Source organism: Faecalibacterium sp. I3-3-33, from assembly GCF_023347295.1.
Taxonomy (GTDB): domain Bacteria; phylum Bacillota; class Clostridia; order Oscillospirales; family Ruminococcaceae; genus Faecalibacterium.
Window position 1 is genome coordinate 1653260 of record NZ_CP094469.1, and the last position, 23159, is coordinate 1676418.

Annotated in this window: 22 protein-coding genes; all 22 read right to left on the reverse strand. The window is 59.8% G+C overall.

Annotated features, from left to right (window positions below):
* Positions 1 to 24 precede the first annotated feature (24 nt).
* A complete protein-coding gene (gene thrC, locus MTP39_RS07915) occupies positions 25 to 1491 on the reverse strand; it encodes a threonine synthase (RefSeq protein WP_249240091.1) in 1467 nt (488 codons plus the stop codon).
* 98 nt (positions 1492 to 1589) lie between these two features.
* A complete protein-coding gene (locus MTP39_RS07920; protein ID WP_005925658.1) occupies positions 1590 to 1958 on the reverse strand; it encodes a YraN family protein in 369 nt (122 codons plus the stop codon).
* Positions 1955 to 2602: a ribonuclease HII gene (locus MTP39_RS07925; protein WP_113621081.1), complete on the reverse strand. Its 648-nt coding sequence runs from the start codon at positions 2600 to 2602 to the stop codon at positions 1955 to 1957. The genes MTP39_RS07920 and MTP39_RS07925 overlap by 4 nt, the downstream gene beginning before the upstream one ends.
* Positions 2599 to 3522, reverse strand: coding sequence for a ribosome biogenesis GTPase YlqF (ylqF, locus tag MTP39_RS07930; protein ID WP_117929286.1), 924 nt, complete (start codon positions 3520 to 3522; stop codon positions 2599 to 2601). Before ylqF ends, MTP39_RS07925 begins: the two co-directional genes overlap by 4 nt.
* Positions 3519 to 4070: a signal peptidase I gene (gene lepB / locus MTP39_RS07935; RefSeq protein ID WP_055184269.1), complete on the reverse strand. Its 552-nt coding sequence runs from the start codon at positions 4068 to 4070 to the stop codon at positions 3519 to 3521. Before lepB ends, ylqF begins: the two co-directional genes overlap by 4 nt.
* 106 nt (positions 4071 to 4176) lie before the next feature.
* Positions 4177 to 4518, reverse strand: coding sequence for a 50S ribosomal protein L19 (gene rplS, locus MTP39_RS07940; RefSeq protein WP_015538550.1), 342 nt, complete (start codon positions 4516 to 4518; stop codon positions 4177 to 4179).
* Positions 4519 to 4735: 217 nt separating this feature from the next.
* Positions 4736 to 5380 carry a TIGR03936 family radical SAM-associated protein gene (locus tag MTP39_RS07945; protein ID WP_249240092.1) on the reverse strand — a complete coding sequence of 215 codons (645 nt, stop codon included), beginning with the start codon at positions 5378 to 5380 and terminating at the stop codon, positions 4736 to 4738.
* Positions 5355 to 7214, reverse strand: coding sequence for a TIGR03960 family B12-binding radical SAM protein (locus MTP39_RS07950; protein WP_055184265.1), 1860 nt, complete (start codon positions 7212 to 7214; stop codon positions 5355 to 5357). The genes MTP39_RS07945 and MTP39_RS07950 overlap by 26 nt, the downstream gene beginning before the upstream one ends.
* A gap of 37 nt (positions 7215 to 7251) precedes the next feature.
* Positions 7252 to 7761 carry a metalloprotease gene (locus MTP39_RS07955; RefSeq protein WP_249240094.1) on the reverse strand — a complete coding sequence of 170 codons (510 nt, stop codon included), beginning with the start codon at positions 7759 to 7761 and terminating at the stop codon, positions 7252 to 7254.
* Positions 7758 to 8288: a M23 family metallopeptidase gene (locus tag MTP39_RS07960; protein WP_249240095.1), complete on the reverse strand. Its 531-nt coding sequence runs from the start codon at positions 8286 to 8288 to the stop codon at positions 7758 to 7760. The genes MTP39_RS07955 and MTP39_RS07960 overlap by 4 nt, the downstream gene beginning before the upstream one ends.
* A gap of 191 nt (positions 8289 to 8479) precedes the next feature.
* On the reverse strand, positions 8480 to 10873 hold the full coding sequence (ppk1, locus tag MTP39_RS07965; protein ID WP_249240096.1) for a polyphosphate kinase 1: 2394 nt from the start codon (positions 10871 to 10873) through the stop codon (positions 8480 to 8482).
* A gap of 53 nt (positions 10874 to 10926) precedes the next feature.
* Positions 10927 to 11271: a ComEA family DNA-binding protein gene (locus tag MTP39_RS07970; protein WP_249240097.1), complete on the reverse strand. Its 345-nt coding sequence runs from the start codon at positions 11269 to 11271 to the stop codon at positions 10927 to 10929.
* 82 nt (positions 11272 to 11353) lie between these two features.
* On the reverse strand, positions 11354 to 12181 hold the full coding sequence (locus MTP39_RS07975; RefSeq protein ID WP_249240098.1) for an HAD hydrolase family protein: 828 nt from the start codon (positions 12179 to 12181) through the stop codon (positions 11354 to 11356).
* On the reverse strand, positions 12178 to 13110 hold the full coding sequence (locus tag MTP39_RS07980) for an RluA family pseudouridine synthase (RefSeq protein WP_249240099.1): 933 nt from the start codon (positions 13108 to 13110) through the stop codon (positions 12178 to 12180). The genes MTP39_RS07975 and MTP39_RS07980 overlap by 4 nt, the downstream gene beginning before the upstream one ends.
* A 3-nt stretch (positions 13111 to 13113) precedes the next feature.
* The gene (gene lspA / locus MTP39_RS07985; protein ID WP_249240100.1) at positions 13114 to 13593 is read right to left on the reverse strand and encodes a signal peptidase II; all 480 of its coding nucleotides are present in this window, start codon (positions 13591 to 13593) and stop codon (positions 13114 to 13116) included.
* A gap of 91 nt (positions 13594 to 13684) precedes the next feature.
* Positions 13685 to 16480 carry an isoleucine--tRNA ligase gene (gene ileS / locus MTP39_RS07990; protein WP_330221052.1) on the reverse strand — a complete coding sequence of 932 codons (2796 nt, stop codon included), beginning with the start codon at positions 16478 to 16480 and terminating at the stop codon, positions 13685 to 13687.
* A gap of 36 nt (positions 16481 to 16516) precedes the next feature.
* On the reverse strand, positions 16517 to 17371 hold the full coding sequence (locus MTP39_RS07995) for a DivIVA domain-containing protein (protein WP_249240101.1): 855 nt from the start codon (positions 17369 to 17371) through the stop codon (positions 16517 to 16519).
* Between the two features lie 15 nt (positions 17372 to 17386).
* Positions 17387 to 18205, reverse strand: coding sequence for a YlmH family RNA-binding protein (locus MTP39_RS08000; protein WP_112120717.1), 819 nt, complete (start codon positions 18203 to 18205; stop codon positions 17387 to 17389).
* Complete coding sequence (locus MTP39_RS08005) at positions 18189 to 18656, reverse strand: cell division protein SepF (protein WP_055184243.1); 468 nt, start codon at positions 18654 to 18656, stop codon at positions 18189 to 18191. Before MTP39_RS08005 ends, MTP39_RS08000 begins: the two co-directional genes overlap by 17 nt.
* Before the next feature lie 109 nt (positions 18657 to 18765).
* The gene (locus MTP39_RS08010) at positions 18766 to 20079 is read right to left on the reverse strand and encodes an HlyD family efflux transporter periplasmic adaptor subunit (protein WP_249240102.1); all 1314 of its coding nucleotides are present in this window, start codon (positions 20077 to 20079) and stop codon (positions 18766 to 18768) included.
* A gap of 5 nt (positions 20080 to 20084) precedes the next feature.
* Positions 20085 to 21035, reverse strand: coding sequence for a tRNA (adenosine(37)-N6)-dimethylallyltransferase MiaA (gene miaA / locus MTP39_RS08015; protein WP_249240103.1), 951 nt, complete (start codon positions 21033 to 21035; stop codon positions 20085 to 20087).
* On the reverse strand, positions 21019 to 23154 hold the full coding sequence (gene mutL / locus MTP39_RS08020) for a DNA mismatch repair endonuclease MutL (RefSeq protein ID WP_249240104.1): 2136 nt from the start codon (positions 23152 to 23154) through the stop codon (positions 21019 to 21021). Before mutL ends, miaA begins: the two co-directional genes overlap by 17 nt.
* Positions 23155 to 23159: the final 5 nt, after the last annotated feature.

Here is a 23159-nt window from a genome sequence, read left to right on the forward strand (position 1 = left end):
CCTGTTCTGTCTGTCCGCAGAAGCTTACGCCTGATAGCCCAGCGCCACCTCAGCGATCTGTGCCGGGGCAATGACCGTATCAAAGCGCTCCGGCTTGCTGCGCAGAGCGGCAAGGCTTGCCGGTGCGGCGTGGCCGGTGGCAGCCTCCAGCTGCTGCATGGCTTCAAAATCGTTTTCCGGGGCGGTTTTGCCCAGTGCGCTCAGCACACTGCGGGGGAACTTGAAGGGCGATGCGGTGGAAAGCACAACCATGGGCACGCCCTGCCGCTTTTTCTGTGCAGCCACATGGAAGGCCACGGCGGTGTGGGTATCGCACAGGTAGCCGTCCTTTTCGTAGCGGGAACGGATCTCCCCTGCTACCTCGTCCTCGCTGCTCCAGCCGCAGGAGAAATTCTCCTGAATCGCTGCCAGCGTCTCGGGACGGACGGTGTAACTGCCGGTGGCAGCCAGCTGCTGCATAAAGCCCGCCACCTCGGCATCGCTGCCGGTCACATGGTACAGCAGGCGCTCCAGATTGGAGGACACCAGAATATCCATGCTGGGAGAAGTGGTCTTGAAGAACTCCCGCTTTGCGGTGTAGGTACCGGTGGTGAGGAAGTCAGTCAGCACATTGTTCTCGTTGGAGGCGCAGACCAGCTTGCCCACGGGCAGACCCATCTGCTTTGCGTAATAACCGGCGAGGATATCGCCGAAGTTGCCGGTGGGCACGCAGAAATCCACCTCGTCGCCGAAGGTGATCTTACCGGCCTTGAGCAGCTGAGCGTAGGCGGCAAAGTAGTAGACGATCTGCGGCACAAGGCGGCCCCAGTTGATGGAGTTGGCACTGGAAAGACGGATGTTCCGCTTTTCCAGTTCGGCGGCGATGGCCTTATCGCCGAACACCTTCTTTACGCCGGTCTGGGCATCGTCAAAGTTGCCGCGCACGGCGTACACAGCAACGTTAGCGCCCTCCTGCGTTGCCATCTGCAAACGCTGGATCTCGCTGGTGCCGCCGGTGGGATAGAACACAGCGATCTCCACACCGGGGATATCATGGTAGCCGTCCAGCGCAGCCTTGCCGGTGTCGCCGCTGGTAGCCACAAGGATCAGAGTCTTTTCAGTGCGGCCCAGATTCTTTTTGGCCTCCACCAGCAGCTTGGGCATCAGCTGCAGGGCGTAATCTTTAAAGGCACAGGTAGGGCCGTGCCACAGCTCCAAGGCATAGGTGTCCCCTTCCACCGGGGCAAGATAGCCAGCCTTGCCGCCGAAAGCAGCGCCATAGGTGCTGCGGGTGGCTTCGGTCAGGAACGCAGGGTCGTAATCGGTCAGGTACTCCCGCACAACGGCGGCTGCCAGCGCGGGGTAATCCAGCCCGCACAAGGCTTTTACATCCACCTGCGGAAAACTTTCCGGCACAAACAGACCGCCCTCATCGGACAGTCCCTGTGCAATTGCCTGAGAAGAAGTTACTTCGCGGTTCTGATCTCTGGTACTGAAAAACTGCATGGTCATCGCTCCTTTTCGCCACGGAACGTGCCGGGCACGTTCCCGGTTTTACGGCAAAACCCTCGTTTTGCCGCATACTTCCCACCGGTGCCACGGTTTCTGCCTTAGGTCTCGCAGAGAAAGGCACCCTTTATAATATGTACCATCCAGCGCCCGCTGTCAAGAGGAACTACCTCTGCAACGTCAAAACGCACCGGTTCTTCGCTTTGGCCGGTCTGCTGCAAATACCCTTGTGCAGCGCAGATCAGCCGGTGCTGCTTGGCTGGGTCTACGGCGGCAGCGGGGCGTTGCAGCATCCCTTGGCTGCGGGTCTTTACCTCGCAGATGACAATGGTGCCGTCCGGCTCCCGCAGCACAAGATCCAGCTCTCCCATGCGGGTATGATAGTTATGCGCCAGCAGCTGCGCGCCCTGCTTCTGATACCAGCGGGCAGCGGCAGCTTCTCCCCTGCGGCCGGTCTCGGCGCGGTTCATTTGCCGCTCTCCGGCCAGTAGCCCTGCTTTTTAAGAAAGCTGCGGCGGTAGAACGGCTGGATGCCGTACTGCGCGATCAGCTCGTAGTGCAGCTTTGTGGGGTAGCCCTTGTGCTTTGCCAGCTGATACTGCGGGTACTGCTTATCCAGCTCCAGCATATAGCGGTCTCGGCTGACCTTGGCCAGCACCGAGGCCGCGCCGATGCTGGCGCTGGTGGCATCGCCCTTGACCACCGGCTGTGCCGGGATCTGCAAGCCTGCGGGGGTGCGGTTGCCGTCTACCAGCACCAGATTGGGCACGATGTCCAGCTCTTCCACCGCCTGCTGCATCCCGCCCATGGTAGCGTTCAGAATGTTTTCCCGGTCGATGACCTCCGGCCCCACAAAGATGATGCGGTAGGCCAGCGCTTTTTCGCAGATCTCATCGAACAGCGCCTCGCGCTTTTTCTCAGTCAGCTTTTTGGAGTCGTTGATGCCGTACACCGGGTTTTCCGGGTCCAGAATACAGGCCGCTACGCACACAGGGCCGCAAAGCGGGCCGCGCCCGGCCTCGTCTACACCAGCAAAGCAGCCGTACTGACTGCGCACCTCGGCGTCAAAGGCGTACAGCGGAGCGGAGATCTCCTCATCCGAGCGGCGCTTCATTCCTCGTCCTCCCCGGCAAAGTCGGCCAGATCATCCCGCTGCGGCGGGCGTTCCAGAGAGATACGTCCCCACTTGCAGGCGCGGAACTCGTCCACCAGCATGATGGCGCAGCGCTCGGTGTTCACCTCGCCGCCGCGCACCAGCAGACCGCGCTTGCGGCCGATGGCTTCCAGCAGCTCATAGGGCGGCAGTGCCAGCGTTTCGGCATCCAGCTTGTAGCGCTGTGCCACAAGGTCGGGATAGTTGCGGCGCACCTCGTCCAACAGGTTCATGGCCAGCTCTTCCACATCCAGAATATCGTCCTTGATGGAGCCGATGAAGGCCAAGTTGGAGGCGATGGTCTTGGAATCGAACTTTTTCCACAGCACGCCGGGCATATCCAGCAGATCGAACTTTTCGGTGCTGACCCACTGCTTGCCCTTGGTCACGCCGGGGCGGTCTGCCGCCTTGGCGCGGGCAGAGCCTGCAAAGGTGTTGATAAAGGTGGATTTTCCCACGTTGGGGATGCCGCACAGCATCACCTGCGTTTTGGCACCGCCCATGCCGCGGTTCTGGCGGCGCTCCAGCAGACCGGAAAGCTCCTTTTCAATAGCCACCTTCACGGCGTTTGCGCCGCCCTTCTGCTTGGCGCTGATGGCCACGCAGCCCGCATCTGCGGCGTGGAAGTAGCGGATCCACTCCTCGGTCACAGCCGGGTCGGCAAGGTCAGCCTTGTTCAGCGCATAGAGCTTGGGCTTGCGGTCGGTAATGCGCTCGATCTCCGGGTTCAGGCTGGAAAGCGGGATGCGCGCGTCCAGCAGCACAAGGCTGGCATCAACGTGCTGGATCTCCTGCTCCATCATGCGCAGGGTCTTGGTCATGTGGCCCGGGAACCACTGAATATTGTACTGGTTTGCAAACCGGGTATCCATTTCGTTCATTTTACCACCCCAAAATCTGTAAAGGGCATAAAGCACAGCAGCACCTTGCCCAGAATATCACGCTCGTCAATGCAGCCGACATAGGAGGAGCGGCTGTCCAGCGATTCGTTGCGGTTGTCCCCCATCACAAACAGGGTGCCCTCCGGCACCGTGAACGGGAACTGCACATCGTAGCCCAGATACGTAGGCGCTGCAATGTAGTCCTCCTGCAAAAGCTCGCCGTTCACCGTGACTGTACCGGCGTCGTAGTCGATGCTGATGGTGTCGCCGCCCTTGGCGATGATCCGCTTGACCAGCGGCTTGCCATAAACGGTGTAGCTGTCCACAATGACCACATCGCCCCGCTGGGGGGTGTAGCCCGCCGCCCAGACGATGAGCTTATCGCCGTGGGTCAGGGTAGGCACCATAGAGCGCCCATCCACCTGAATGATACGGAAGAAAAACGAAAAGATCAGTACCAGCACCAGCGCTGCGGAGATGAGCGCTTCGTACCATTCCAGTATGCCCTGCCCGCGCACTGCGGGGGCAGACTGCTGCTGTTTTTCCATAGCTTTGCCACCAGCCTTTCATCCTTTTATCCATACACCCGGGCTTTGAAAAAGAAAAAAGGGACAACAAGTTGTCCCTTTTCTCCCGGTTTCAAATCGGGGATGATCAAATATCGCTCTTGACCTTGGCAGCCTTGCCCGTACGGCCACGCAGATAGAACAGCTTTGCGCGGCGAACCTTGCCCTTGCGGACAACAGTGACCTTCTCAACGAAGGGGCTGTTGACGGGGAAGACACGCTCGATGCCGACACCGTAAGCCACGCGGCGAACGGTGAAGGTCTCTGCAACGCCGCCGTGCTTCTTAGCGATAACAGTGCCCTCGAAGGCCTGAATGCGCTCACGGTCGCCGTCCTTGATACGAACATCAACGCGGACGGTATCGCCAACGTTGAACTGAGGCTTTTCAGCCTTGATGCTGCCTTCAGAAATAATCTTCAATGCGTCCATTTTTGAATCCTCCATTTGTTTTTAGACGTTCATGCACGGCATAGCCGTCAGAGGACCGCCCGTTTAATGATAAATACTTGTCATTAACCCCGCTGTGGTCTCAGCGGACACTAACGCCCTAATAGGATAGCACAAAACCGGCTTGAATGCAAGCAATTTAGCGAAAAATCTTGCAAAAATTTTCTGTTTTGCCTGGTAGACGGACTTTTGCGCAGCTTCAGGCAAACAGCTGACGGTCTGCCGTTAAAAACTTAGTGCGCAGAATGTTGGCACTTGCGGCGGGCAGGCCAAACTTTTCTTCCAGAAAACTGGTGAGCAGCGAGGGGTTCAGGTTCAGTTCCTGCGCAGCGGGCAGGCACAGCTCCAGCTGCACGGTGTTCCCTGCTGCCGTATAACTCAGCTGCGGGATATGCTCTTTGAGGTCTACGATCTTTTTGCCGCGCTTGCTGTGCTTTTCCACAGGGGCTGTCTCCAGCGCGTTATACTGCTCCAGCACCGCAGCGGCAGCCGTCGGGTAGCTGATGCGGTAGCAGGCAAAGGCAATGCTGTCCGCCTTCATCTCCACCGGAGCCACCCGGGTAACATGGATACCAGCAGGCATAATGGCGTTGAGGGCGGTCTGCCACTGGGCAAAATCCGGGGCTTCCGCCTCGGTCTTGACGTCCACGCACTCGCACTCGCTCTCCTGTCCCAGAGAGAGCGGGCAGGCAAAGGTCATGTAGATATGGGGGTTAAAGCCAAGCGTATGCCATACCGGCAGGCCGCTGCGCTTGAGCACCCGCTGCATCACCCGCTGAAGATCCAGCAGGGAGATATAGGAGGCTTCATTTTTCTTTTCAAACGAGATTCTGACTGTAATCAAAGCAGGGACCTCCTAACAGATGGTTGGCACCGCAGGCGTTGCAGGCACGGTTGCAGGGCGGGGTGGTCTGGGCGGCCAGAGCCTTGTTGTACTCCCGCACCAAATACTCATGGGTGATGCCGTAGTCCATGTGAGACCACGGGGTCACCTCGTCCAGTGCGATGGGGCGCTGGCAGTAGAAGGCGGGGTCGATGCCCAAATCCGCAAAGGTCTGCATCCAGGTATCGTACTTGAAGCACTCTTCCCAGCCGTCGAAGTAACAGCCGCGCTTATACGCCTCCACGATGACCGGGGCAAGGCGGCGGTCGCCCTTTGCAAACACGCCCTCGAGGAAGCTGGTGGTGCTGTCGTGGTAGTTCACCTTGATCTTGCGGCTGTGCACGCTTTCCAGCAGGTGCTTCTGCTTGGCCTGCAGGGTCTCGGCGGTATCCATGGGCACGAACTGGAAGGGGGTGTGGGGCTTGGGCACAAAGCAGGCGCAGCTGATGGTCACCTGCACGCCGCGTCCCTTGGCATGGTTCGTGTTCTTATAGTAGAGGTCTACCACCTTCTGGGCGGTCTCAGCAATACCCTCGATATCCTCCATGGTCTCGGTGGGCAGACCCATCATGAAGTAAAGCTTGACCGAGGTGTAGCCTGCGTTGAAGGCGATGGTGCAGGTCTTTTCGATCTCGTCCCAGGTGACGTTTTTGTTGATAACGTTGCGCAGGCGCTGGGTACCGGCTTCGGCGGCAAAGGTCAGGCCGCTCTTGCGTACCTTAGTGGTTTTTTCAATGAGGCTCTGGGAGAAGTTGTCCACACGCAGGGAGGGCAGCGACAGGCTGACGTGCTCCTTGGGTGCCCACTCGTTCAGGTCGTCCAGCAGCTCTTCCAGCTGACCGTGGTCGGAGGTGGAAAGGCTGGAAAGGCTCAGTTCCTCGTAGCCGGTGTTTGCACACAGATCCTGTGCTGCCTTGTTCAGCAAACTGGCATCGCGCTGGCGCATGGGGCGGTACAAGAAGCCCGCCTGACAGAAACGGCAGCCGCGCACGCAGCCGCGCAACACCTCGATGCTGGCGCGATCCTGAATAGCACCTACCATGGGCACCACAAAGTTGGTGGGCGGAGCGAACTGGTTCAGATCCTTGATGATGGCCTTGGTGATGCGCGCCGGGATGCCCGGCTCGTTGGGAGTGATGGCCTTCACTCTGCCGTCCTCGTGGTAGGTGACATCGTAGAAAGCCGGGATATACACGCCCGGGATCTTTGCAATGTTGAGCAGCAGCTGTTTTTTGGAGATGCCCTCTTTTTTGGCCTTTTCGATCTCGGCGCAGATGGCGGGCAGCTGGTTTTCGCCCTCACCCAGCTGGATGACGTCAAAGAAATCCGCGATAGGCTCGGCGTTGCAGGCGCAGGGACCGCCCGCTACGATCAACGGCCAGCGGTCGTCACGGTCTTTGGAATAGAACGGGATACCCGCCAAGTCCAGCATGGCAAGGATATTGGTATAGGAAAGCTCGTACTGCAGGGTAAAGCCCACAGCATCAAAGGCCGTAAGGGGGTCCTTGCTCTCCATGGTGTACAGCGGCAGCTGCAGGCGCTCCATCTCTGCCTTCATATCCAGCCACGGCATAAATGCGCGCTCGCACCACCAGTTCTCGTGGCTGTTGAGCAGCTCGTACAGGATCTTTTCGCCCAGAAAGGACATTCCCACCTCGTAGGTATCCGGGAAGCAGAAGGCAAAGCGCACATCCACCTTGTCCTTTTCTTTATAGATACTGCCGGGCTCGCCGCCGGTATAGCGGCCGGGCTTCTGCACCCGTCCCAGCGCTTCTTTCAGTTTGGGATCAAACATCGGGTCCTCCATAAACAATCCATTTTTTGCGTTCTTTTTATTTTACCCCAAATGTGCCGGTTTTGCAATCGTTTCCGGCGGTTTGTGCATACTTTCCGTGTTTTTGCTGCCACAGCGCCCCTGCGCACGCCGCCATCTGTGCGCCATCCAGCGGCGGGATTGGCAAAAGGTTGAACAGCCCCGTCAGCAGATTCGCCGCCCAGAATGCGCTGCCGCGGATGGTGGCAGTCTGCGCAAGGCGCACCGCCCATACCCCGGCAAAGGCAAAATTGACCGCAGGTCCGGCGGCAGCCAGCACGAGGCGCTGGCGCGGGGAGAGCTTCTCCCCTGCCGTGCGCATACAAAAGCCGGTCATGGTCACCTCGATGACCGGCAGACGCCTTTGCTGGATGCCGTAGACGAGGATGTGCCCCAGCTCGTGCAAAACAGCCGCCAGCAGCCCCAGACGCAGAAAGCCGCTGGCATCAAAGTAGAGCAGCAGATACACCACGCCGCACAGCAGCACCGGGTCCCGGAATACCAGCTTTCCCGCCCGTACCCGGCTCACGGAGCATTCTCCAGCAGGGCGGCTGGGTCGCAGGCAGTGCTCTGCTGCCACAGTTCCAGATGCAGGTGCGCACCGGTGGCGCGGCCTGTCTGCCCTACCGTACCCAGCGTCTGCCCGGTCTGTACCGCCTCTCCCGGGCGGACATAGAGGTATTGCAGGTGTGCGTAGCGGGTCTCGCAGCCATCCGGGTGCAGGATGCGCAGATGGTTGCCATAGCTTGGGCTGTAGGCCGCCGCAGTCACTACGCCCTCCTGCACCGCCCGCACTGTCGTGCCCGCCGCACAGGCAAGGTCGATGCCGGAATGAAACGCAGGCTTGCCGGTAAAGGGGTCTGTCCGCGCGCCGTAGGCGTCTGAGATGCGCCACGCTGTGGTATCTAGCGGAAAACCGTACTTTTTCGTGTTCCGTGCGGCCTGTACCGGCAAAGCTGCCAGCAGACAGAGTGCCAGCCCCGCCAGCACAAGTGCCATGATGCCCCACCGCCGTCTGCGTAGTTTTGCTGCCTGTCCACTCCGTTTTGCCCGCATACGCCGCCCTCCTATCCCGAAAAGTGTATGCACAAGCGGTGGGCAGCAGAACCCACCCACCGTTCAGATGAGCCGTGATAAAAGCATTCTCACAAGAGGGGTCACAGAGGAAATCTTTATCCACAACAAAAAGAGCCGCCGCACAAATTTCTGTGCAGCAGCTCTGGCTTTGGTTTATATAATTTTACAGATCAACGTCGGAAAAAGCTTCCAATGCGTTCCAGTAGGCTCTTTTTCTTGGGTGCGGTGACAGCAGGCTTTGCAGCCGGGCGGGGTGCAGCGGGCGTTTTAGGGGCAGGCTGCGCAGCGCGGGGCTTATTGTTCAGCATCTGCTCCAGCGCCTCGTAGTGGTCGGGCTGCTGCGCCGCCGGGGCAGTTTCCGTTGCCTTTTCCGGTGCGGGCTGGAACACATGGGGCAGCTCCTGTTTGAGCTGTTCCACGGTAACTTCCTGAAAGACTGCCGCCGGTTTTTCCGTTTCCGGGGCGGCGGTGGTGCACTTCCACGGTTCGGAGCGCTGCCAATCGTTGCGCAGCAGCTCGTACATGCCCATCTGGCTGTTGACCGGCAGTTCACCCTCGGCGGGCTTCACCTTCTGGTAGTTACCGTTAGCTTCCATGACCCGGGCGTTGACGTTATCCCGCAGCTGCAACTGAAGGATATCGGTGAGTTTTTGCACCAGAACAGGGTCCTCCACCCGGACGCCCACCTCCACGCGGCACTCGGTATTGCGGGTGAGGAAGTCGCCGGAGGCAATGTAGATACGGGTGTGGGTGCCATCAAAGAAGCTGTAAATGCGGCCATGCTCCAGATACCGTCCCACCAGACTGCGGATGTGCAGGTTCTCGGTTTTGCTGGGCACCTCTGCGCGCACGCAGCAGATACCGCGCACGATCATATCAATGCGCACCCCGGCGCAGCTGGCTTCCTGCAATTTGAGGATGATGTCCCGGTCGCTGATGGAGTTGTTTTTCAGGATCATGGAAGCCGGGCGACCCATGCGGGCGGCAGCGATAACGTGATCCATCTCGTCCAGCAGCACGCTCTTGAAGCGCAGCGGGGCTACCAGCATCTTGTCGCTTTCCTCGGTAAGCTGCTGCACGGCCAGATTGCGGAACACCTTGGAGGCTTCCTCGCCGATGCGCTCGTCTGCGGTGATAAAGGAATAATCCGTATACAGTTCGCTGGTTTTTTCGTTGTAGTTGCCGGTACCGATCTGTGTGATATAGGAGTAGCCCTCTGCGCCCTTGCGGGTGATGAGGGTCAGTTTGGAGTGCACCTTATAGTCCTCAAAGCCGTAGATGACGGTGCAGCCTGCGCTTTCCAGCTGCTTGGACCAGTCGATGTTGTTCTGCTCGTCAAAGCGGGCGCGCAGCTCTACCAGTGCCACCACTTCCTTGCCGTTTTCGGCGGCCTCCATCAGCGCCTGCACGATCTGAGACTCCCGCGCCATGCGGTAGAGGGTCATCTTGATGGAGATGACGTCCGGGTCCTGTGCGGCCTTTTTGAGCATGGCAATAAAAGGCCGGATAGACTGGTACGGGTAGCTGAGCAGCACGTCATGCTTCTGTACCTCGGCAGCCAGATCATAATCCGGCGGCGGCAGCATGGGACGTGCGGGGGTGTAGAAGAGCGCCGGGTGACCCTCGGCCTCCATGCGGCCGGAAAGCTTGAAGAAGAAGCTCAGGTCCAGCGGGCTCTTTTGCAGAAATACCCGCTTGCGGGTCAGCTCCAGACGGCTGCACAGCAGCCGCTCCACCTCCGGTGCGGGAGCGGGGGTGATCTGCAGACGGACAGCCGCCAGCTTGCGGCGGCGCCGGAGCAGCTCGGTCATGATCTCACGATAGTCGATATCGTGATCCATCATGCCCTCTTTTACGTCGATATCCGCGTTGCGGGTGACCCGAAACAGGCATTTTTCCTGTATGGAATCCTTGCCGAAGATGCTGGACGCATAGTGCAGCACCAGCTCCTCGGTGAGGGCAAACTGCACAGCGCCGTCCTTTTTGATGAAGTGCATCCGCTCCATCTGGCTGGAGATGGGCACGATGCCAAGGCTCTGCTCCTGCGTGTGCTTTTCCTTGAGCAGCACGCCAAGGTAGATCTCTTTGTTGCGCAAAAACGGGAACGGGTGGCGGTTATCCACGATCTGCGGGCTGAGGATGGGGAACAGCTCGGACTGGAAGTATTTTTTCCAGAGATGCTCCTCCTCCTTGGTCAGGTGGTCGAAATCCACCTTATGGTAGCCGTTCTCGGCCAGATTTTCCAGCGCCTTTGCGTAGAATTTATCGCACTCCTCTTGCAGCTGCGCCGTTTTGGGCATAATGGCGGCCAGCTGCTCAGCGGCGGTCATGTTGGTCTTGTTTTCCCGCTTTTCCTTTTTGGTCTTACTCTGCTCAAGGTTTGCGCGCTCCTGCAAAGAGCCTACACGCACCATGAAAAACTCGTCCAGATTGGAGCCGTAAATTGCCAGAAATTTGATCCGCTCGCCCAGCGGGACGTTCTTGTCCTTGCCCAGTGCCAGAACGCGGCGGTTGAAATCCAGCCAGCTCAGTTCGCGGTTGATAAAGATCGATTCGTCACTCATAACAATAAATCTCCGTATTTCCTCTTTGACCAAGGCAGAAAGCGGGCTACGCCCTAGCGGACATACGCCTGCCCTGCCCATGAATCCACCATTGCCTGGGTAATGCCCGGCACCTGCGCGACATCCTCCACCTGTGCAAACGGGCCGTACTGCGCCCGGTAGTCCAGTATAGCCTGTGCACTGCGGGGACCGACACCGGGCAGGGTGCACAAGGCATCTGCATCGGCTGTATTCAGCTCTACCTGCGTATACGCCGCCAGCGCTTTTGTGTCCGGCAGCGTCTGCGGGGTTTGCGGGTGCAGCGGCACTGCAAACCAGAACGCCAGCCCTGCACAGACCCCTGCGGCGGCAAGGCACAGCAACAGGAACACCCCTTCGCGGCGCTTTTTGTTTTGCATAGGCTTCTTCTCCCATTCTACCTGATTCCTTGTTAAAAAGAAAGCCCTCTGCGGGAAAATTGCAGAGGGCTTTGCACAAATTTTACACGGATTTTTCAGCAGCACGCACCATGCGGTACAAAACCTCCACAGCAGCACCACCGGCGGCATCGGTCAGGGTGATCTGCTCGGCGGCAAGGCGCAGCTCTGCCGGGGCGTCGGCGGCCACTGCGCTGTGCTCTACGGTCTGCACCAGCTCCAGCATGGGCTGTCCGCCCGCCAGCGCAAGAACCTGCTCTGCACCCACCTGCGCCATGGCGCAGACGGTGTCCAGCATTTCCCGGCCGGAGATGCGCTTCGGGGTGAGGACAAGGGTGTCCGGGGCGATACGCTCGCCCAGCAGGGCAACACGATCCCCGATGGCCTTTTCTGCCAGCGAGATCAGGGGCACAGACTTGCTGTCCTGATACAGCAGCACCCGCAGCACCTGCTCGGGGCGGATGTCGGCGGCGTTCGCCAGCAGATAGGGGGTCCACTCCTGCCGCAGATGGCGCTCCAGCGCATTGCTCATGCGCAGCACCCGGGTGGTGCCGTCCTGCATCTGCACGGCGACACCCACACCGGGGGTATCCGGCAGGCAGGCAAAAAGTTCCTGCTGCTGGGCAAAACTGCACAGGGGCACCCGGTTGCCGTCGGCATAGTGGTAGGCCATGGTGCCGCCGCACACCAGCGCAGGCGCAGCCAGACGCACGCTGCCCAGAATGGAGCGCACCGCGCGCGGAGAGCGCTGCGAAAAAACGGTAAGTCTGCCGCCACGGCTGCTGAACAATTGCAAAACATCCCGTACCACATGGGTCAGATTTCCATCCTCGCCCAGCAGCAGGTTATCCAGATCACAGAGCACCAGAGTGGATGCCAGAGAATCGTTCATGTGTTTTTCCTCCTGAGAGTTGCGAGAAAATGGGCAAAGTAGTCCGGCAGCTCGGAATCGAACCGCAGCTGCTCCCCGGTAATGGGGTGGATAAAGCCCAGCGTTTTGGCGTGCAGACACTGGCCGTGCAGGCTGGTGATGCAGTTGTGGGGGCCGTACACCGGGTCCCCTGCTACCGGGTGGTGGATGGAGGCCATGTGTACGCGGATCTGATGGGTGCGGCCGGTTTTTAAGCGGCATTCCAGCAGGGTGAACTCGCCCAGCCGCTCCAGCACTTTGTAGCCGGTATAGGCGTATTTGGTGTGGGGCTCGGTGGCCAGGTAGACTGCCATTTTTTTGCGGTCGGTCTTGCTGCGACCAAGGTTTGCTTCCACAAAGCCCTCATCCTGTGCAAAGCCGCCATAGACCACCGTCTGGTAGGCGCGCTCTACGCTGTGCACCGCCATCTGCTGGGAAAGCCCGATGTGGGTGGCATCGTCTTTTGCCACCACAAGCAGGCCGCTGGTATCCTTATCAATGCGGTGGACGATGCCGGGGCGGATCTCACCGCCAATGCCGGAAAGGCTGCCCTTGCAGTGCCACAGCAGGGCGTTGACCAGCGTACCGTCCGGGTTGCCGGGTGCAGGATGCACTACCATGCCCTTGGGTTTGTTGACCACCAGCAGGTGGGCGTCCTCGTAGACGATGTCCAGCGGGATATCCTGCGGCACGGCCTCGATGGGCTTTGCGTCAGGGATCTCCAGCAGCACGGTGTCCCCTGCCTTGAGCTTCAGGCTTTTTGCAACAGTTTTGCCGTTGCACTGCACATGCCCCTCGGCCACCAGCGCCTGCAGCGCCGAGCGGGACAGGCCGGTGTCCTCGCCGCTGAGAAAGCGGTCGATGCGCTGCCCGGCAGTCTCCTGCTCTACGATAAATTCACGCTGTTCCATGATTTACTGCTCCTTGGCGGCATCATCGGCGTGGACTTCGTCCAGAAAAATCACCAGCACCCACAGCGCCACACCCACACAGACGCAGATATCTGCAAAATTGAACACGGCAAAGCGCATGAACAGCAGGTTGATGTAGTCCACTACCTCACCGTTGAGCACGCGGTCGATCAGGTTGCCGATGCCGCCGCCCAGCACCAGCACCAGCGCTGCCTGCTGCAAGCGCTTGCCGCGGCTGCGGAAAAACAGGCCGTAGGCCACCGCCAGCAGCGCTGCACTTGTGGCAATGATCAGGAACAGCTGCTTGCCGCTGAGCAGGCTGAAAGCCATGCCCTGATTGAGCACGAACCGCAGCTCCACTACATGGGGAATGAACGGCATCGCGCCTACCGGCTGCAAAGCCTGCACCGCCCAAAGCTTGATCAGCTGGTCAATACCGACCAGTGCCGCCACAGCCGCCAGATTGAAGAGTACAAATGCCATTAGCTACCTCGTTTCTGTTATAAAAAACGGCGCTCCCCGGTCAAGGGAGCGCCGCCCTTTTACAAAACAGATTTGTATTTATGCGGGACGCTTATGCTTCCACAACGCTGGCGCAGCGTGCGCACAGGGTGGGGTGTGCGGGGTGGCTGCCGATGGAGGCAGAGTACTTCCAGCAGCGCTCGCACTTGTCGCCGGTTGCGTGTGCAGCTGCAACGCCCAGCCCCTCGACAGCGCTGGCAGCGCCGCCCTCACCCTTGACCAGCTCCACATGGGAGACGATCATCAGGTCGGCCAGCTCGTCCATGGGGATGCTGTTCAGCAGGTCATAGACGGCATCGTTGCAGTACAGAGTGACGGAAGCTTCCAGAGAAGCACCGATCAGCTTTTCAGCACGGGCCTGCTCCAGCACCTTCTTGACCTCGTCGCGCACGGCGATGAGCTGTGCCCACCTTGCCTTGAAGGCATCGTCGGCGGCGTACTGGCCAGCCTTGGGCATCTGCTCGAACACCACATACTTGTTCATACCCTCGGTCTTGGGCATGAAGTCCCAGATCTCCTGACTGGTGAAGCACAGGATGGGGGCAATGATCTTGTCCAGAGCGACAAGGATCTTGTACATGGTGGTCTGGGCGGCCTTGCGGGCTGCGCCATTGGTGCAGTACAGGCGATCCTTGGTGACGTCCAGATAGAAGTTGGACATGGCCACCACGCAGAAGTTGTACACGGCGTGGTAGACCTTGTTAAAGTCGTACACAGCGTAGCCTGCGTTGGTGTTGACGATCAGGTCATCCAGCGCAGCCAGTGCCCAGCGGTCGATATCCTGCAGCTGGTCGTCTGCCGCACAATCGGTGTTGGGGTCAAAGCCGTCCAGATTGCCCAGAATGAAGCGGGCGGTGTTGCGGATCTTGCGGTAAGCCTCGCTGAGCTGCTTAAAGATGTTCTTACCGGCGCGCACGTCCACGGTGTAGTCGGAAGAAGCCACCCACAGACGGATGATATCAGCGCCGTAGTCCTTGATGATCTCGCTGGGCTCCACGCCGTTGCCGGCGCTCTTATGCATCTGCTTGCCCTGCTCGTCCACCACCCAGCCGTGGCACAGCACGGACTTATAGGGTGCGCAGCCCTTGCTTGCAACGCTGGTCAGCAGGCTGGACTGGAACCAGCCGCGGAACTGGTCGCCGCCTTCCATATACATATCGGCGGGGAAACGCAGCTCGGGACGCTCGTCCAGCACGGCAGCGTGGGTGGAGCCGGAGTCGAACCAGACGTCCATGATGTCGGTGTCCTTCTCCCACTCGGAAGCGCCGCACTTTTCGCACACTTCGCCTGCGGGGATGATCTGCTCGGCATCGTACTTATACCATGCGTCAGAGCCTTCCTTGCGGAACAGAGCGCTGACAGCCTTGATGGTTGCATCGGTGATGTGGTAGGTACCGCACTTCTTGCAGTAGAAGGCGGGGATGGGCACGCCCCAAGTGCGCTGGCGGCTGATGCACCAGTCGTTGCGGTCGCGCACCATGCCGGTCATGCGGTCATGACCCCAATCCGGCATCCATGTGACGGTATCAATGGCCTTGTACACGTCCTCGCGGAACTTGGCAATGGAGCAGAACCACTGCTCGGTAGCACGGAAGATGATGGGGTTGTGGCAGCGCCAGCAGTGGGGGTACTGGTGCTTGATGTGCACCTGACCCATCACAGCGCCGGAGGCAGTCAGGTCGGCCAGAATGGTCTTGTTGGCTGCCCACACGCGCTGACCAGCGTACTTACCGGCCAACTCGGTCAGGTAACCGCCGTCATCCACGGGCACGGTGATGGGCACCTGCGGATACTTCTGGCAGACGTTGAAGTCGTCCACGCCGTGGCCGCCTGCGGTATGAACGCAGCCGGAACCACTTTCCAGCGTGACGTGGTCACCCAGAATGACCCAGCCCTCCTTGGGCAGATAGACGTGGTTATAGCGCATCAGCTCGAACTCAGCGCCGGAAACGGGCTCGCCCACGATCTCGTAGTTCTCGATATGGCAGGCGTCCATGACGCTCTTGACCAGCTCGGTAGCCATGATGTGGTACTCCTCGCCGATCTTGACGAAGGAATACTCGAACTGACCGTTCAGGCAGATGGCCTCGTTGGCGGGCAGGGTCCAAGTGGTGGTGGTCCAGATGACGAAGTAGGTCTTATCCATGGGGATGCCGTACTTTGCCAGCACACCGTTGGGATCCTGCGAGACGTGGAAGCGCACAAAGATGGAATCGCAGTCGTCCTCGCCGTACTCGATCTCGGCCTCAGCCAGTGCAGTGCGGCAGTCCGGGCACCAGTACACGGGCTTCAGGCCCTTGTAGATGTAGCCCTTCTTGGCCATCTCGCCGAAAATCTCGATCTGGCGTGCCTCAAACTCCGGCTTCAGGGTCAGGTAGGGGTGCTCGAAGTCACCGATGACGCCCAGACGCTTGAACTGGTCGCTCATGATGTCGATATGCTCGGTGGCAAACTTTTCACAGATCTGGCGCAGCTCCAGCTTGGAGATGTCCTTCTTCTTGTCGCCGACGGAGGACAGAGCCTTCAGCTCAATGGGCAGGCCGTGGGTATCAAAGCCGGGCACATAGGGAGCCTGATAGCCCTCCATGTTCTTTTCGCGGATGATGATATCCTTGATGATCTTGTTCAGGGCGGTGCCCATGTGGATGTTGCCGTTTGCATACGGAGGGCCGTCGTGCAGAATGAACTGGGGCTTGCCCTCGTTGTGCTTCATGAGCTGATTGTACAGGTCGTTGTCGTCCCAATCCTTGAGCATGACCGGTTCCTTTTTGGGCAGACCGGCGCGCATCTCAAACAGGGTCTTGGGCAGATTCAACGTGCTGTCGTACTGCGATTTGTTCTTAGCCAATGGTTTACACTCTCCTCTATTTTTGCGTTGGGTGCCTTACTCGCTGAACTTGACGCCCTGAAAAGCGTCGTAGTCCGGTTCGTCCGGCTTCATATCAGCAGGAGGCGGGTCCAGCTTGAGCTGGCTTTCGTCCTTTGCCCAGAAATCCTCGCTGCTGTCAGCCGCCTTGTCGTCATCGGCAGGGGCGGCAGGTTCGGTGGTTTCGGTGGGTTCTGCAGCCTTAGCGGCAGGCTGCTCGGCCGGGGCTGCTGCATCGGCTGCGGGGGCAGTCTCGGGCTGTGCAGCGGGCTGCTCTGCGGCAGCTTCCTGCGCAGGCTCTGCGTCCTGTGCGGGGGCGTCCTTTTCAGCGTCCTTGGTTTCCTTCTGGAACTCCGGCAGACGGCTCAAAGACTCCACATGGCTGCGGTACAAATTGAGCACATCTGCCTTGAAGCGGGTGACCTCCAGACGGACGCGGTCGTACTCCCGCTCCTCAGCCAGACGCTTCTCGTTGGCCTCGTTCTCGATCTCGTCTGCGCGGTCGCTTGCCTTTTGCAGCAGCTCGTTGGCGTCGCGGATGATATCATCGCCCCGCAGGTTTGCGCGGTGAATGATCTCCTCAGCCTTCTGGTTTGCTTCGCGGATCACGTTTTCGCCCATGCGCTGAGCATTGATCAGCGCGCTCTTGAGCATATCGCCGTCAGCCTCAAAGCTTTGCAGCTCGCCCTTGAGCTTCTGGTTCTCTGCGGTCAGATCAGCGATCTGCTTGCGCAGCTGCTCTGCCTGCGCATCGTTCTGCTGCAGCTGCTCCTCGACCTTGTCCAGAAAACGGTCCACGTCCTCTGTACGGTAGCCGCGGAGGTTTTTTTCAAATTGTACAGAGCGGACATCCTGCGGAGTCAGCATAGTCATTTCCTCCCATAGCTTTTAATATTGAAAGAACTCAATGATCGAACGATCTTTTTTACTTTTTCCGGGCAATGCAGTCAGCCGGAAGCGGCCCTTGCCGCGCACGGTGAACACATCCTGCTCGTATACGGGGGCGTGGGGTTTTTCTACCGGCAGATGGTTGATCTCTACCCTGCCCGCCTCGATCAGCTCCGCAGCGGTGCCGCGGCTGACGTGCAACATGGCAGAAAGCACCGCATCCAGCCGCAGGGAGGACACGGTGGCGGTGAGCAGCTGCCGCTCCGGTGCGGGAAAGGCCGGGATCTCTTCCGGTTCCAGCAGACGGGTGGACACCTCGGTGCGCCCCGCCTGACACAGCTCCCGGCAGATGAGCTTTGCCGCCGGTTCCAGCGCGAACACATAGGCTGTGCCCGGCGCATCGGCAGGCAGCAGGATATCGCCCAGTGCCTCGCGTTTGAGGGCAAGCCCCATCAGACTGCCCAGATAGTCTTTGTGCGCCGGAAGCGCCGCACCGGGCAGTGCCCGGCATTGCAACTGTACGCAGCGCACCGGACACTCGCCGTAGCTGTACTCCGGCTCCAGACAGAGCACCCGGCGCTCGGCCTCGGGCCAGCCGCCGTCAAAACGCCAGCCGTCCCGCACACCGGCGCGCCCCAGTGCCGCCCGGGCAAGATCCTGCTCGCGGTCACTGAGAAATGCAGAGTACCGGGCTATGCCGCGGGAAAAAGCCGCATCGGCAAGATCCTCGATATGCCGCATGAGATAGCGTTCCTCATCGTTGCGGGCGGGCACAAAGCCCCGCACTGCACCGGCTGCCGGATCAATAGAATGCGCCATTGTTCTCCAGCTCGTCCAGCAGATCGCCCATGATATCCACGTTGTACGGGGTAATGATAAAGGTGCTGTTGGCTACGCGCTTGATCTGGCCGTTGTTGGCATAAGCCACGCCGGACAAAAAGTCTACCAGACGGCGGGAGACCTCCTTATTGGTGGACTCCAGATTCAGCACCACGGTACGCTTGTTGTTCAGATGGTCGGCAATGGTGCTGGCATCCTCAAACCGCTCGGGCTTGACAAGAACCACCTTGAGCTGGGTGGTGGCATGGATGTTGACCACCTTGTTCTTCTTGCTGGTGCCCTCGGCAGGCTCTTCGGTCTCTTCGTCCATCCCGATGCCGACGCCGCTGTTGTTATTGTTCACCATCTGGGGGCCGTCATCGATGTACTGGTCCTCGTACTCGTCCCCTTCGCCCATCAGGCCCTTCTTAATGCTATCCAGCAAAGACATAATTATCTGCTCCTTTCATTCGGGCAGCGCCCGGCTGCCTGGCGTTCTTTGCAAAAAGAATGCAAATAGCTTTTACTATTATCTGATTTTTTGCAGCAGATGTCAATAACTACAAAAGTTTTCCGTCATATAAATTTTGTCCCGAGACGATTATTTCGTCATAAAGCCTTACCTGACTGACAGAACCGTCTGTTCCCTTGGGCAAAACAAGGATGTAATCCCCTTCTGTGACCAGCGGATGGTCGGCATCCACGGGGTCGATCTTGCAGAAGCGGGCGATGTTGCCGTACTTGACGTACACGCCGGGGATATAGTTTTCGCCCTGCGTCTCGGCCTCGGTGCCGTCCTCTTTCAGGTAGTGTACCGCTGCGGCAGGCACCCGCAGACCGGTGCTCTCGCTGGTGCTGATACGGGCGCGGGCGTGGTTGAGGCACAGCACATCGCCGTTGATGGAGTTGCAGCGCAGCACAAAGCGGGCAATATCCTTTTCTGCATCAATGGTCACCTCGGTGACGGTGGCACGCAAGGCGGCATCGCTCTGGCCGGGAAAGCTGATCTCCACCGCCGTGCGCAGGGGCTTGCCGTCCGCGCCCAGCAGCTTTTCGGCTTGCTTTGCCGAGCACACCCCGGCATACTGCCAGCTGAACCCAGCTACCAGCTTGCCTACACAGCCGTCCAGCGGCATCTCGGGGCCAGAGTCCAGATAGGCTTTAAGCTGCTCCGGGCTCTGCGCCAGAATGTCCGCAGCACCGGCGTTCAGCCGTCCGCTGCTGGCAGCCCGGACAAAGTAGCCGGTGGTAGGGGCGGTGATCTGAGTGGGGTTGCCCAGCTGGGCCTGCACGGTCTGTGCCTGCTGGGCAAGCAGCGCGATCTGATCCGCAAAGCCTGCGGTATCGCCGGTGGTGATCCACAGCTTGTTCTGTGCCAACAAATAGGTATCGGCACTGCTGTCCACATCGCTGTAACGGGCAGTATCCAGCGCATCCAGCAGGTCGTACAGTGCACCGGAGCGCTCCTTGAGCAGGCCGTCCAGCTGGGTGGCTGCGGTGTTCTGAGAGCGCTGCAACAGATCGATCTGGCTGGTGAGCTGGGTCAGCTGCTGGCGCAGCACCGCCTGATTTGCATCGGTATACAGCTCCGCAACGGCAGTGCCCGCCGACACCCGCTCGCCGTCTGAGACAAGGTAGCCCAGATTGCCGCTGCCGGAAATGCAGGTCTCGTCAAACAGCAGCGCACCGTCCGCTTCAATGGTATCAGAGATGGTGATGGGCAGCGCCGTTTCGTAGACGTTCTGGGGGAAAAGGATGTGCGCCGCCTGCCAGCAGACATACGCTGCCGCCACCAGCAAAAAGGCGGCCAGCACGACCGCCAGCGTGGTAAGCGCAGACAGCTTGCGGCGCGGTTCCTGAGGGGTTTCCGGCATAAGGATCATCCTTTCGATAAAAAGTCTTGGGTCAGACGCAGGGCGGTCTGCCGCACGTCTGCTGCCCCGGCATCCAGCCATGTGACCCCGTCCATGTGGCGGAACCATGTCAACTGGCGCTTGGCGTAGTTGCGGGAAGCCTGTTTGAGTTTTTCAGTACAGGCATCCAGCGAGGCGGTCTGTTCGAAATACGGAAAAAATTCTTTATAGCCGATGGCCTGTGCAGCGGTGCGGAAGGTTTCGCGGTTGCGCCAGACGTATTCTGCTTCGGCTAAAAGCCCGGCCTCCAGCATTTTGTCCACCCGCAGGTCAATGCGGCGGTACAGCGCTGCGCGGTCCGGGAAATCCAGCCCCAGCACAAGGCTGCGGTAGGGACGCTCCGGCGGCAGCGAATCGGCTTTTTGTTCGCTGAGACGCTTGCCGGTAGCGTGGTAATGCTCCAGCGCCCGCAGCACCCGCACCTTATTATTGGGGTGGATGGCAGCGGCGGCTTCCGGGTCCACGGCTTGCAGTTTTGCGTACATGGCTTCCGGGCCGATGGCTTCCAGTTCAGCGGTCAGCTGCTCGCGCAGACCGTCCGGGGCTTTTTCGGCGGTGAAGCGCACACCATATAAAAGGCTCTGCACATACAGGCCGGTACCGCCCACCAGCAACGGCAGATGCCCCCGGGCGGTGATATCGTGAATATACTCCCCTGCCAGCGCGGTAAAATCTGCCACGCTGAAGGTTTTTTCCGGGGTGAGAATGTCCACGCCGTGGTGTGGGATGCCGCAGGTCTCCTGCGGGGTGACTTTGGCGGTGCCCACATCCAGACCTTTATAGATCTGCATGGAGTCGGCGCTGATGACCTCGCCGGAGAACTGCTGCGCCAGCGCAACGCCCAGCGCGGTCTTGCCGGTGGCGGTGGGGCCTACCACAGCTACCACGGCAGCTTTTGCATTACACGATGCGTCCAAACTGCTTTTCCAACTCCTTTCGGGTAAGCTTGAGCACGCAGGGACGGCCATGAGGGCAGAAGGGCGGCACCTCGCCGGAAAGGATCTTCTCGGCCAGTGCCATCAGCTCCTGCGGAGAGGACTTGTCCCCTGCCTTGATGGCGGCGCGACAGGAGATGGAGTGCAGCACCCACTCGGTGTGCTCGTTCAGCGCGTCCCGGCTGCCCTTGAGCAGGCGGTCAGCGATCTCCACCAGCAAGTCCTCAGCGTTCTGCGGCTCTACGTCCGCAGGCACGGCGCGCAGTAGCATGGTACTGCCGCCAAAATCGGCTACGTCCAGACCGGCGTTTTCCAGCAGGGGCTGGTTTTCCAGCAGCGCCTGCTTTTCCTCTGCGGAAAGGTCGATGGCAGCGGGCTGCAACAGCAGCTGACTGGGCACGTTGCCGTAATTGGCGGCAAGCTTTTCGTACAGCTGACGTTCGTGGGCGGCGTGCTTGTCAATCAGACACAGCTCGTCTCCCCGCTCTGCCAGAATATAGGTGCGGAAAACCTCGCCCACATACCTCAGAGGTTCTTCTCCCTGCGGCACATCAAAGCCCAGCTGTTCCGGCTGCTCGGGTTCCTCCGGCTGGTAGGGCACCGTTGCGGCTTCGATCTCCGGGGCGGCGGACATGGTGTTCCATGCCGCCATGTGATCCAGCAGCGGGTCGGCTGCGGCGTCCGTCTCCGGGTGCACGTCCAGCTGTGCCTCAGCAGCGGCTGCCCGGAAGGGCTGCGGTGCGATTTGGACTTCGGTTGCATCCGGCTTTTCCGGGCTGTGGAGGGTGACCACCGGGTCCAGAATGTCCTCTGCAAGGGCAGACTGCCGCCACGAGGGCACAGCAGCAGCCGTGCGGACAGGCTGTGCGGGCTGTACCGGCGAGGTATCTGCCGTAAAAGCCGGGGTTTTCACCGTGGCAGCGGCGGGGCGCTGCGGCTGCGGGGCTTCCCAACGCTGCGCGGGCAGCGTACCGGGGTCCGCCTGACCCGGAATGACGGCAGAAAGTCCTGTAAAGTGACTATTCTTTACAGCATTTTCGCTTTGTGTATCGTTTTCTTTTTCGGTTTTCTCTTTTTCGTCTGCTTCAAAGGTAAATCGCCGTTCCCCGGTGCCGGGCTGTGCCAGCGCCAGCTTGACCGCGTGGTAAACGACGTCGAACACGTCATTTTCCCGGGCAAAACGGGCTTCGATCTTTGCAGGGTGGACATTGACGTCCACAAGGTCGGTGGGCATTTCCAGCAGCAGGATGCCGCCCGGGAACTTGCCCTGCATGGTCGTGCCCTTAAAGGCCATTTCCATGCCCGCCATGATGGTGCGGTTGCGCACATAGCGGCCATTGATGTAGAAATGCTGCATACTGCGGCTGGCGCGGCAGCTCTTGGGCGGGGTGATCAAACCGGTGACCCGGTACAGTCCTTCCTCGGAGTGCACCTCGATGAGGTCGCGGCTGAACTCCCGCCCCAGCACTGCATAGGCGGCGCTGCGCAGCTGACCATCACCGGGGGTGACGTATTGCAGCTTGCCTTCCCGGATGAATTTGACGCTGACCTCCGGGTGGCTGAGCGCCACATGCCCTACGTTATCTGCCACAAAGGTGCCCTCACTGGAGTCCTTTTTGAGGAACTTCATGCGGGCGGGGGTGTTGTAGAACAGGTCCTGCACCCGGATGGTGGTGCCCACGGCGCGGGCGGCAGGCTCTCTGCCCTGCTCCTCGCCGCCGGCGATGCGGTAGCAGGTAGCAAACTCGTCCACCTCGGTGCGGGTGAGTAGCTCTACCCTCGCTACGCTGGCAATGGAAGCCAGTGCCTCGCCACGGAAGCCCAGCGTATGGATGCTGTTCAGATCGTCCGGTTTTTCAATTTTGCTGGTGGCGTGGCGGATGAAGGCTGTCGGGATATACTCGGCATCAATGCCGGTGCCGTTATCGCTGATCTCGATCAACTTTACGCCGCCGGACTCGATGCTGACGGTGACCTGCGTCGCACCGGCGTCGATGGAGTTTTCCAAAAGCTCCTTGACCACCGATGCCGGGCGCTCCACCACCTCACCGGCGGCGATCAGCTCCGCAGTATGCTTATCCAGTACATGGATGACTGCCATGGTCT